Genomic DNA, 12,065 nt, shown 5'->3' with positions numbered 1-12,065 from the left:
CGGTTCCCGCCAGGGCCCGCACCGTCCGTCCACGGTGCGGGCCTTCGCGTGTCCAGGGGCGAAAGGAAGCGTCACCCCCTGGCCAGGGGGGCTTCACCGGTCTGGACCAATGAGCGAATATTCCGCACCAACTCGTTATTTCCGCAGGCCACATGGGGTCCACCTGCCGTTGACTCGCGGAGACCGCCGCTGATAGACACACACATCAACCCCGCCGGCGCCCCCGTTCACCTCTGATCCATTAGTTCAACCAGCCATCCCCGTGCGAGCGATGACGCGAGGTCACCGACCCATGAACAGACAGGATCAGCTCACCGGAGGACGCCCGCGTCTCAGGCTCCTCGCCGCCGCGGGCGCCGCCGCGCTCACTCTCACCGCCGGTTTCGCGACCCCGCTCGATCCGGCCCCGCAGCAGGCCCGGGCCGCGGAGGGCAAGAACGTCCTCACCGTCGCGGTCGCGCAGAGCGTCGACTCGCTCAGCCCCTTCCTGGCGTCGCGCCTGGTCAGCACGAGCATCCACCGGCTCATGTACGAGTACCTGACCAACTACGACCCGGCGGACAACCACGCGATCCCGGGCCTCGCCACCAAGTGGGCGCCGTCCGCCGACAAGCTCACCTGGACCTACACGATCCGCTCGAACTCCAAGTGGTCGGACGGCAAGCAGGCCACCGCCGAGGACGCGGCGTGGACCTTCACGAAGATGATGACGGACCCGAACGCGGCCACCGCGAACGGCAGCTTCGTCGGCAACTTCAAGAAGGTAACCGCCCCGAGCCCCACCAAGCTGGTCATCGAGCTGAAGAAGCCGCAGGCCACCATGGCCGCCCTCGACGTCCCGATCGTGCCCCGGCACATCTGGGAGAAGGTCGGGGACTTCTCCAAGTTCAACAACGACAAGAGCTTCCCGATCGTCGGCAACGGGCCGTTCATCCTGACGGACTACAAGCCCGACAGCTATGTACGGCTGAAGCCGAACAAGACCTTCTGGCGGGGCGCACCCAAGTTCGACGAGCTGGTGTTCAAGTACTACAAGGACGGTGACGCGGCCGTCGCGGCCCTGCAGAAGGGCGAGGTGTCGTTCGTCTCGAATCTGACGCCCGCCCAGTCCGCCGCGCTCAAGAGCCAGCCGAACATCAAGGTCAACGACGCCCCCGGCCGCCGTTTCTACGCCCTCGCCACCAATCCCGGCGCCCAGGCCGCGAACGGGGACCGCTTCGGTGACGGAGCCGGGTCCCTGCTCGACCAGAAGGTGCGCCAGGCGCTGTTCATGGCGATCGACCGGAGCACCCTCGTCGACAAGGTCTTCCAGGGCCACGCCGTCGAGGGCGAGGGATACATCCCGCCGCGGTTCTCCACGTACTCCTGGAAGCCGACGGCCGGTCAGAACCTCGGCTACGACCCGGCGAAGGCGGCCCAGCTCCTCGACCAGGCGGGATACAAGAAGAACGGCGACGGCAAGCGCGTCGAGAAGAACGGCAAGCCGATCAACTACCGGCTGCTGTGCCACGCCACCGACCCGAACGACAAGGCGGTCGGGCAGTACCTGAAGGAGTGGTTCGGCAAGCTGGGCATCGGCGTCACCCTCAACTGCCTGGACAACGTGACGGACCCGTGGCTCGCGGGCAAGTACGACCTGGCCTTCGACGGCTGGTCCGTCAACCCCGACCCCGACTTCGTGCTGTCGATCCACACCTGCGCGGCGCTGCCCGCCACGCCCAAGGACACGGGCGCGACGGACAACTTCATCTGCGACAAGAAGTACGACGAGCTGTACGGCCGGCAACTCGCCGAGTACGACACCGCCAAGCGGGCGGAGATCGTCAAGCAGATGGAGTCGCGGCTGTACGACACCGGGTACATGAACGTCATGGCGTACCCGAACGCGGTGGAGGCCTACCGCACCGACCAGATCAAGTCGATCGAGACGATGCCGAAGGCGGCCGGGAACATCTACGGCCAGGACGGCTACTGGAGCTGGTGGTCGGCGGTTCCGGCCGGCTCCTCCGGTGCGTCCTCCGACGGTTCGGGCTCGACGGGCGTCATCATCGGCATCGTCGCGGGCGTGGTCGTCCTCGTGGGCGCCGGGGCGTTCTTCGCGATGCGTCGCCGTGCCACGGCCGAGGACCGCGAATAGCGCGCCCCACACCCCCCGGGGCACTCCATGGACGTACGAGCGAATGAGTAGTTCATGACCGCTGAGGCAACACCCTCGCTGGTCGAGGCGACCGACGGTCCGGCAGACGCCGGACCGTCGGTCCGCGGGCCACGGGCGCGCACCACGACCGCGTATCTGCGCTATGTGGCGGGCAAGTTGGGCGGCGCGGCCGTCTCACTGCTCGCCGTCCTCGTCACCAGTTTCTTCCTCTTCCGGCTCATCCCCGGCGACCCGGTCAAGTACATGACCGGCGGTCGGCAGGTGTCCGCCGAGCAACTGGCCCACTACCGGACGGAGTTCGGGCTCGACCTGCCGCTCTGGGAGCAGTTCACGGACTACTGCGGCAAGGCGCTCACCGGCGACCTGGGCACCTCCTACCAGTTCCGGGCCCCCGTCATCGACAAGATCACCGAAGCGCTGCCGAACACGCTGCTCCTGACCGTCACGGCGTTCGTCCTCTACACGGCGCTCGGCATCTTCCTCGGCACCCGCTCCGCCTGGCGCAACGGCGGGCTGAGCGACCGCCTCAACACCGGTCTGGCGCTGACCCTGTACTCGATCCCGTCCTTCTGGCTCGGGCTGCTGCTCATCATCGTCTTCTCGGTGGGTGTGGGCCCGGTCCCGGGCCTGTTCCCGACCGGCGGCATGGAGTCGGGGGGCAAGGAGGGCTTCGCGTACGTCCTCGACGTCGCCCACCATCTGGTCCTGCCGGTCGTGACGCTGGTCGCCGTCGAGTACGGGCAGACGCTGCTGGTCACCCGCTCGGCGCTGCTGGACGAGATGGGCAGCGACTACCTGACCACGGCACGGGCCAAGGGCCTGCGCGACGATCTCGTACGGCGCCGCCACGCCGTGCCCAACGCACTGCTGCCGACCGTCACGCTGATCTTCATCAACCTCGGCCGGACGGTCGCGGGCGTGATCCTCGTCGAGACCGTCTTCTCCTGGCCGGGCCTCGGCGGCCTGTTCTACCAGGCGCTGAGCGTGCCCGATCTGCCCCTGGTGCAGGGGCTGTTCTTCGTCTTCGCGGCGGCGGTGGTCGTGATGAACACGCTGGCCGACCTGATCTATCCGCTGCTGGACCCACGGGTGGGCCGATGACCACGACCGAGTCGGACGGGCCGATGACAACCGAATCCACGGCGGCCGAACAGGCCGTCACCGCGGACGCGAAGAGCTCCCGCACCCTCGCCAGGCAACGCCGCCGCAACTCCGCCGTCCGCTTCTGGCGGCAGTACCGCACCCACCGGGCGGGCGTCCTCGGGCTCGCCGCGCTCACGCTCTTCGCCCTCATCGCCCTGACGGCTCCGCTGACCGTCGGCTCCCACGTGCAGAGCGTGACCGACGCGCCGGGCCGGCCGATGGAGAGCCCCAGTGCCCGATTCCCGCTGGGCACCGACCAGTTCGGTCGCAATCTGCTCGGACTCGTGGTGTGGGGCGCCCGGGTCTCCCTGCTCGTCGGACTGCTCGCCGCCGTGCTCTCGGTCGCGATCGGCGCCCTCATCGGGATCACCGCGGGCCACTTCCGCGGCTGGTACGCGACCGTGCTGATGCGGATCACGGACTGGTTCCTGGTGATGCCGACGCTGGTCCTCGCGATCGCGCTGGCGACCGTGATGACCCGCTCGCTCGGCACGATCATCCTGGCGATCGGCGTCACCACCTGGCCGACGACGGCCCGGCTGGTCCGCGCGCAGACCCTCGCCGTCGAGTCGCGGCCCTACATCGAACGGGCCAAGGCGCTCGGTGGCGGGCACTGGCACATCATGTCGCGGCACGTGCTGCCCAATGTGATGCCACTGGTACTGGCTCAGACGACCCTGATCATCTCCTCGGCGATCCTGGCCGAGGCGACGCTCGCGTTCCTCGGCCTGGGCGATCCCACGATCGTGTCCTGGGGCGGCCTGCTCCAGGACGCGCGGGAGGCGGGCGCGGTCAGCGCCGGGAAGTGGTGGTACCTGGTTCCGCCGGGGATCGCGATCGCGGTGGTCGCGCTCGCGTTCACCCTGTGCGGGCGTGCGGTCGAGTCGGTTCTCAACCCGAAGCTGGGGGTGACCCGTTGAGCACTCCGGTGGACACTCCCGCAAGGCAGCCCCTGCTGGCGGTCAGGAACCTCGAAGTGACGTACGCGGGCGGGGCGGCCGCCGTACGCGGCGTGGACCTCTCGCTCGACGCGGGACAGAAGCTCGGTATCGCGGGCGAGTCCGGCTGCGGCAAGTCCACGCTGGCCCTCGCGCTGCTGCGGCTGCTGCCCCCGGGCACCCGCACGAGCGGGGAGATCCTGCTCGACGGCGAGGACGTGCTGACGATGAAGTGGGGCCGGGTGCGGGCGGTCCGCTGGGCGGGCGCCTCGATCGTCTTCCAGGGAGCGATGCACTCCCTGAACGCCGTGCACCGCATCGGCGACCAGATCGCCGAGCCGATCCTGCTGCACAAGAAGGCGACCCCGGCGGCCGCCCGGAGGAAGACCGGCGAACTGCTGGAACAGGTGGGTCTGCCCGCCGCCCGCGCGGACGCCTACCCGCACGAGCTCTCCGGCGGGCAGCGCCAGCGCGTCATGATCGCCATGGCGCTGGCCTGCGACCCCCGGCTCGTCATCGCCGACGAACCGACCACGGCGCTCGACGTGATGATCCAGGCGCAGATCCTCCGCCTGATCGAACAGCTCGTGAGCGAGCAGGAGTTGGGCCTCCTCATGATCAGTCACGACCTCGCGGTCCTGGCCGACACCTGCGACCGGCTCGCGGTGATGTACGCGGGCCGCGTCGTCGAGGAGGGTCCCGCCCGGCAGGTGTACGACAACGCCCGGCACCCCTACGGCCAGGCCCTGTCCGCGGCCTTTCCGCGCATCGGGGACAGCGCCTCGCGGTTCGCGCCGCGCGGCCTGCCCGGCGATCCCCCGGACCCCTCCGCGCTCCCCTCCGGCTGTACGTTCCACCCCCGGTGCCCGGTGGCGCTGGACTCGTGCGCCGACCAGGACCAGGGACTGCGGGACGCGGGCGCGGGACGGTGGGCGGCCTGTGTGCACGTGGACACGACCGCCGGAGCGGCAGAACCAGTCAGGAGCACGCCATGACGAACCCGCCCGCGCCGTCGTCCCCCGTACCGGCGGCGACACCGGCGCCCGCGCTCGCACCGCCGCTGCTCAGCGCCGAGGGACTGCACGTCGCCTTCCCCGGACGGCGCGGCGCCGCCCGCGCCCGTGCCGTCGACGGGGTCGACCTCGACATCCGCCGCGGCGAGATCGTCGCGCTGGTCGGCGAGTCCGGCTGCGGCAAGACGACGCTCGCCCGTTCCCTGCTCGGTCTCGTCCCGCCCACCGGCGGTCGTGTCACCTTCGACGGCGGACCGCTCGACTACTCCTCCCGCGCCCTGAAGGCCTACCGCAAGCGGGTCCAACTGGTCCTCCAGGATCCGAGCGGCTCGCTCAACCCCCGGCACACGGTGTACGACGCGGTGGCCGAGGGGCTGCGCATCCACGGATACGGGGGCGACGAACGGGCGGCCGTCGCGGAGGCCCTCTCCCGGGCCGGCCTGCGTCCACCGGAGCGCTTCTTCCTGCGTTACCCGCACGAACTGTCCGGGGGCCAGCGTCAGCGCGTCGTCATCGCGGGCGCGCTCGTCCTGGAACCCGAACTCATCGTCGCCGACGAGCCGGTGGCCTCCCTCGACGCGTCGGTACGGGGCGAGATCCTCGCCCTGCTCCTGCGGCTGCGCGCCGAACTCGGCCTGTCCGCCCTGGTGGTCACCCACGACCTGGGCCTGGCGTGGAACATCGCCGACCGGGTCGCGGTGATGTACCTGGGCCGGATCGTGGAGACGGGCGAGGTCGCCGAGGTCCTGACGGCGCCCCGACACCCGTACACCCAGGCCCTGTTGTCCGTTCTCCCGGAGGCACCGGGCGCTCCGGTCGTGCTCACCGGTGAGCCCCCGGACCCGTCCCGCATCCCCTCGGGCTGCCGCTTCCACGCGCGCTGCCAGATCCTGGCGGGCGGAGAGGCCGAACGCGCGGGCGTCGCGGACGCGTGCCGCGGGCAGGACCTGCCGGTACTGGGCGGCGGCGGAGAGGCGCAGGTGGCGTGCCACTGGGCGGCGACGGTCGGGACGTGAGGTGCGGGGCGACACGTGAGGTGCGCGGCGGTACGTGAGGTGCGGGCCGGTACGTGAAGCGGGGTGACCGTGGACGGTGGCTCGGGTGGGCGCCTGCCAGGCCGAACGGGAATGGCCGGTTCCGGTGCCGAGGCGGGCGCTGGATCCGGTTCCGGTGAAACCGGTATGGACCGCCCTGCCTCACGGGGCGCCGGCGTCCGGGGAAACAGGGGTGGCCGGTGCCCGGTGAGGGGCGCCGGCCACGCGGCTGTGTGAGGGACGGCTACAGGGCCCCGTACGCCTCGATCAGTTCAAGGGACCGCTTCACGTCGTCGGCGATGGCCTCGAGCAGTGCCTCGATGGAGTCGAACCGGGCCTGGCCGCGGACGAAGGCGAGGAAGTCGACGGCGACATGCAGGCCGTACAGGTCGAGGCCGACGCGGTCGATGGCGTAGGCCTCCACCGTGCGCTCGGTCCCGTCGAACTGCGGGTTCGTGCCGACGGAGATCGCCGCGGGCATCGCTTCGTCCCCGACGTGCAGCCAGCCGGCGTAGACGCCGTCGGCGGGGATGGCGGTGTGCGGGAGGGTCTCGACGTTGGCCGTCGGGAAGCCGAGCTCGCGGCCGCGCTGGGCGCCACGCACGACGATGCCCTCGACGCGGTGCGGACGGCCCAGGATCTCGCGCGCCCCCTCCACATCGCCCTCGGCGACCAGCCGCCGCGTCATGGTCGAGGAGAAGGGCTCACCGCCGCCGGCCGCACCGCTCACGTAGAGCTCCACCACCTCGACCTCGAAGTCGTACGTCTGGCCCTGCTCGCGCAGGAAGTCGACGTTGCCGGCGGCCTTGTGGCCGAAGCGGAAGTTCGGGCCCTCCACGACGGCCTTGGCATGCAACTTGTCGACCAGCACCTTCGCCACGAAGTCGGCGGGCGACAGCTTCGAGAACTCGGTCGTGAAGGGGAGGATCAGCAGCGCGTCGACGCCCAGTTCTGCCATCAGCTCGGCGCGGCGGTGGTGCGGGGCGAGCAGCGGCGGGTGGCTGCCCGGCCGGACGACCTCGCTCGGGTGGGGGTCGAAAGTGACCACGACGGAGGGAACACCCAGCTCCCGGGCCCGGTCCACCGCATGGCTGATGATCAACTGGTGTCCGCGGTGCACCCCGTCATAGGAACCGATGGTGACGACGCTGCGCCCCCAGTCCTGGGGGATGTCCTCCAAGCCACGCCAGCGCTGCACTGTGACCGCTCCTTGTCGAACCCGTGTCCGTGATTGCCTCATTCGCAGCTCTAAGGGTGCCATGCCGCGTGCTCCCGGTTCGCATCGGCATCGAGCTGTGACGCGGAGCACGAGAACCTGACCAAGGCCTGACTCAAGCGGGGACCCGCACGCCGGCCAGATTCTCGATCATGCGGCGGGTGCTCGGGCCGACCACCCCGGCCCACTCCTCGGGGGCGCCGGCCAGCCAGCCGGCCACCACCGCGGCGAATCCCGGCGCCTGGCGGGCCAGCTCGACGAGGCCGCGGTCGAAGCAGGTGGCCCCGGCGGGGGTGCGCACCAGTAGCCGGCCCGTGCGGTGCACCAGCTCCCGGGTGGGTTCCTCGCCCCGGCGGGCCATGCCCTCCGCGGCGGCCCGCAGCAGGGTGCCGAGGACGGCCGGGTCGCGCTCGTGTGCGAGCAGCAGATCCAGCAGCTCACGCCGCAGCTCCTGGGAGGTACGGCTGCCCGGCGCGGCCAGCACCGTCGCGAGGGCCGACCGCACCGGGGCCGGGCAGCCGACCAGCAGCCCCGTGACCAGCGGGAAGAGCGCCGTGCGCGCGACGGACCCGTGGGCGAGACGACGGTCGACATAGGCGGCCATGTGCGTGGCGGCCTCCGGGCGCAGCTCCACCATCTCCCGTACGAGCGCGGCGACCCGGTGGGCGAGCGCGGGCGTGGTGACGTCGGCGAGCGTGCGCAGCGCCTCGGCCGGATCCGCGCCGGGCTGCCGCAGCCGGGCCCGGAACGCGGCGATCACCTGGTCGGGGTGCGTCGCGAGGGCGGGGACCAGGGCGCGGGCGGGCAGCTGCGCGTCGCCCGCCGCGAACCGCTCCAGCGCCTGCGGCAGATACGCGGCCCGGCTCCGCGGATCCCGTACGAGCAGGCCGAGCGCTCCGCCGTGCAGTGTGCAGTCGGCGGGGCGGGCCAGCAGGGCGAGCGCCGCGTAGCGCAGCAGGGCGCGGTCGGCCTCGGTGCGTACGTGCGGCGCGGCGCGCAGTCCGTACGCCACCGCTGCCACCCGCCGGGCCGGCCGTGTGTCGTGCGCCCACCGGTCGACGGCGCGGCAGACCGCCGACGGCTCCTCCTCGGCGAGCGCGGCGAGCAGCTCGTCGGCCCGGCGGTGCGCGCTGTCCACCAGGGCCTCCGCCAGGTCGTCCAGGGCACGCCGCCGGTGAGCGTAGAGCAGCGCCTGGGCCGCGGTGGCCACGGTGGCGTGGGGCGTCGCGGGCAGGGGGCGGTCGTCGTCGAACCAGGTGATGAGGTGAGGTGCCACGCCGGTGGGGTCGGCGGCGAGGAGCCGGGCCACGGCGTCCAGATAGCGGGGGGTACGGGTGTCTTCCGGCGTACGGGGGGCTTCCGGAGGGACGGTGCTTTCCGGCGTGCGGGTGCCTACGGGCCTCTGGTGGGCAGCGGGGGGCCGGTCGGCCGGGGCCTCGTCGAGAAGGCGGGCGCCGTCCGTGGCCGCGCGCTCCCGTGCTCCACCGGCGGACGCCGCACCCTCCGGTGCCGCACCCGCGGTGGCGTCGGCGTACCGCGCCGTGTCGACCGAGGGGGCGGCGTCGAGGGCCGCGCCGCCCCGCGCCATCCCGACGACGGCCGTGTCGCCCGGCACCATGCCCACGGCGGCCGCGCCCCGCGGCACCGTGCCTCCGGGGGCCGGGTCCGCCGGCACCATGTCCACGGGGGCCACCTCGGCCACAGCCGTGCCGAGCTGCACCATGTCGGCCGGGGACATATGGATCGGACCCATGTCGACCCGACCCATGTCGACCGAGGCGCCGTCGTGCGCGGTCGTGTCGTCCGGGCCCGCCTGACGCGGCGCCTCGTCCGCGACGACCAGGCTCCTGAGCAGGTCGAGCCGCTCCGTCCGCGGCAGCGGCAGCGCCTCCCAGAAGGACGGCCCGAACTCCGCCGGAACACCCCGGCCCGCCGCCCGCCATCGCACGATCCGCTCGGCGAGCAGCTCCAGGACCCCCGTGTACGGGGTCGCGTCGGGCAGCCGCAGCACGACGTCACCGAAGAGTCGCGTGGCCCACCAGACGGGGTCCTCCGGCGGCGCGGGCGCGTCCGGCAGGAGGGCATCCAGGGCGTGGACCAGTTCTTCGAGTCGAGGGGTCAGCGCCGCCGCGTCCTGTTGACGGGCCAGGAGGAGCAGGGCCTCGACGACCGGCCCGATGCGGTGCCGGGGGACGGGAATGAGGCGCGGGCCGGTGCGGACGGCGGGACGGGAGCCACGCGACCGCCGGCGGCGCGGCGCGCCTGTCCGGGTCTCCGGCCCCGGCGCGGCCCCCGGTCCCGCCTCGGCCGACGGCGGTGTCCGCTGGGCGGGTACCCGCTCGGCTTCCGTCCCGGACGGGGGCGGCACCCGGGCCCCGGCGGCCGGGGCCGTGTCACGGCTCCGGTGGACCAGGGCGTGCAGGGCCGCGTCCAGGTCCAGATGGGTGCCCTGGATCCAGTCGGCGAGTTCTTCGTGGGCGAAGCGGTAGCCGTTGCCCGCGGGGACCAGGAGGCGCTCGGTGAGGACGGCGGAGGCCCAGCCGGTGGTCCGGCCGGAACGGCGCCCCGGAGCGGGCCCCCAAGGGAAGACGGCTTCGAAGGACTCGCGGTCCAACTGGCCCTGCCCCGGCCCGAGACAGCGCCGCGCGGCCTCGTGCATCCGGCCGGAGACCTGCGCGGCGAGACGGCGTACGGCGCTGCCGCGCACCCCGTTCGCCGCCGCGAGCCGAACCGCGACGCGCAGGCACATCAGATCCAGATGGGCACCGAGGACGTCGTGCCGGTCGAGCCGCCCGGCGGGGGCGTCCGGCAGCACGGCGCGCACCTCGGCCAGCAGGCGAAGGGTCAGCGGGTGCCGTGCGTCGGCGGCCCCCAGCATGCCCTCGGGGATACCGGCCCGCGCCCGGATCCGCCGCGCCTCCTCCTCCGTGAGATCACCCAGCCGGACGCACGGCGGCAGCGGCGGCTCGGGCCCGGCGGCCCGGTGCAGGAGCTCCGCCGGGAAGTGCGCCCCCGCCTGCTCCCAGTACTCCGGCCGGCAGGCGACGACGAGCCGCGCCCCGGTCTCCCCCAGCCACTCGGCCGTACCCGCCGTCCAGTCGGGCAGCCGGTGGGCGAGGGCTGACGGCATCTCCTCGGGGCCGTCGAGGAGAAGCAGCAGCGGACGTCCGGCGTCCCGGGACAGCGAGGCGAGGCGCTCCGGGCCGATGTCGCCCAGCTCACCGCCGTACTCGCCGGGGGGCAGCACCTCCGAGTCCCCGGGCGTCCCCTCCCGCGAGGCCGCCACGATCCGTCCGGCCCGCTCCAGTGCCCGTGCCGCCGCGTCGGCGACGGAGGTGTCCGTGGCGAGCAGGTCGGCTCCCCGCAACCAGAGCGTGGGGGCCGGTTCGGCGCCGCCGGTGCGGCGGGCGGCGAGGGCCGCCAGCTCCGTCGTACGGCCGCTGCCGGGTGGGCCGACCAGCCCGAGAACGGCGGCCGGGCCGCTCACGAAGTTGTCGAACTCCCCGACGACGGCGGTCCGTTCGACGATGGTGGACGATTCCTCACCGGTACCGGACGGCCCCGCATCCGGTCCGTCGGAGCCGACCGAGGTCGCCGTGAGCTCCAGCACCCCGGCCGGATTGAGATCGGCGCCGTACGCGGGCACGGTCGCGGCATTGCGGGCCAGCAGCGTGGCGAGCGGTCCCCGCACGCCGGGTGTGCGCAGGGGTACGGCGAACCGCGCGGTCGGGTGCTCCCCGTGCAGCGCGGTGCCCACGACGCCGATCACCGCCCCGGTCGACACGTCGAGGACCGGGCCTCCGGCCGCCCCGCCGCCGAGCCGCAGGGCGTCCGCGCCCGCCGTGCCGATCGCCAGCTCCAGCGCCTCGCCGAGCAGGTGGAAACGGTCGGTGGCCGTGTACGTCACGGCGGTGGTGTCGAGCACCCGCGCCTCGCGCCAGCCCCCCGCGGCGATCCGGACGTACGTGCCGGTCCCGACGCGGTCCCGCACGGTGACGGGGAGCGGGTCGAGGTCGAGGCCCTCGGTGCGGACGAGTGCCAGATCGGCGGCGGGCAGGGGGGTCACGGCGTCGGCGCCCACCACACAGCTGCGGTCGCCGGGGGCGTGCAGCACGAGGCGGGCCAGACCGTCCACGGCCTCGTGGCTGGTGATCACCGTGCCGTGGTGGTCGGCGACGAAGCCCGTGCCGCGCGGGCGTCCAGCCAGATCGCAGATGCGCACCAGGCCTTCGTCCCGCGCGCGGTCGATGGCGGCCGGTTGCTGCTCGTCCCCGGTCCGCGGGCCCCGTCCCGCCATGTTCGAACCTCCCCGCCGCGCTCCGTTCCTCCGACCGTAGGCGCGAGGTGATCAGCGGGACAGATCGCGTGGTGAACGCGCCCCCTTCCGCTCCCTCGGTTCACTCCGAGCGCCTGCCCGATGGGGTGAATAGGGCAGGACGGATGGATACACCTCTGGGTGGGGGAACCGAGGGGGGACCATGGAGCGGCGGGCGCGAAGCCCCGTGACCGCCGCTCCACGGGCGAGTGGTCCCTGCCGGAAGCACGCGCCCTCAACCGGCCCGC

General features: G+C 72.9%; 7 protein-coding genes. 5 read left to right on the top strand and 2 right to left on the bottom strand.

Annotation, left to right across the window (positions count from 1 at the left end; genetic code table 11):
- The first annotated feature begins 292 nt into the window (after positions 1 to 292).
- From HEP85_RS28795 to HEP85_RS28775, 5 genes are read left to right on the top strand one after another with little or no spacing between them, the layout of a single operon-like run.
- On the top strand, positions 293 to 2,137 hold the full coding sequence (locus tag HEP85_RS28795) for an ABC transporter substrate-binding protein (protein ID WP_248002106.1): 1,845 nt from the start codon (positions 293 to 295) through the stop codon (positions 2,135 to 2,137).
- A 54-nt stretch (positions 2,138 to 2,191) separates the two neighbouring features.
- On the top strand, positions 2,192 to 3,259 hold the full coding sequence (locus HEP85_RS28790) for an ABC transporter permease (protein WP_211118083.1): 1,068 nt from the start codon (positions 2,192 to 2,194) through the stop codon (positions 3,257 to 3,259).
- A gap of 23 nt (positions 3,260 to 3,282) precedes the next feature.
- Positions 3,283 to 4,221, top strand: a complete 939-nt coding sequence (locus tag HEP85_RS28785; RefSeq protein ID WP_168530494.1) for an ABC transporter permease — start codon at positions 3,283 to 3,285, stop codon at positions 4,219 to 4,221.
- Complete coding sequence (locus HEP85_RS28780; protein WP_248002105.1) at positions 4,218 to 5,234, top strand: ABC transporter ATP-binding protein; 1,017 nt, start codon at positions 4,218 to 4,220, stop codon at positions 5,232 to 5,234. The genes HEP85_RS28785 and HEP85_RS28780 overlap by 4 nt, the downstream gene beginning before the upstream one ends.
- Positions 5,231 to 6,268, top strand: coding sequence for an ABC transporter ATP-binding protein (locus HEP85_RS28775; RefSeq protein WP_248002104.1), 1,038 nt, complete (start codon positions 5,231 to 5,233; stop codon positions 6,266 to 6,268). Before HEP85_RS28780 ends, HEP85_RS28775 begins: the two co-directional genes overlap by 4 nt.
- Positions 6,269 to 6,530: 262 nt before the next feature.
- Here the strand turns inward: HEP85_RS28775 and HEP85_RS28770 are convergent, their stop codons facing one another.
- Both HEP85_RS28770 and HEP85_RS28765 read right to left on the bottom strand, forming a co-directional pair.
- Entirely contained in the window at positions 6,531 to 7,484 is a 954-nt protein-coding gene (locus HEP85_RS28770; protein WP_168530492.1) for a bifunctional riboflavin kinase/FAD synthetase, read from the bottom strand.
- Between the two features lie 133 nt (positions 7,485 to 7,617).
- A complete protein-coding gene (locus HEP85_RS28765) occupies positions 7,618 to 11,799 on the bottom strand; it encodes a trypsin-like peptidase domain-containing protein (protein WP_369657880.1) in 4,182 nt (1,393 codons plus the stop codon).
- Positions 11,800 to 12,065 lie beyond the last annotated feature (266 nt).

Source organism: Streptomyces sp. RPA4-2 (genome assembly GCF_012273515.2).
Lineage (GTDB): Bacteria > Actinomycetota > Actinomycetes > Streptomycetales > Streptomycetaceae > Streptomyces > Streptomyces kaempferi.
The sequence above is the reverse complement of the archived record's forward strand: the minus strand, read 5'-3'. Positions and strand labels throughout refer to the sequence as shown.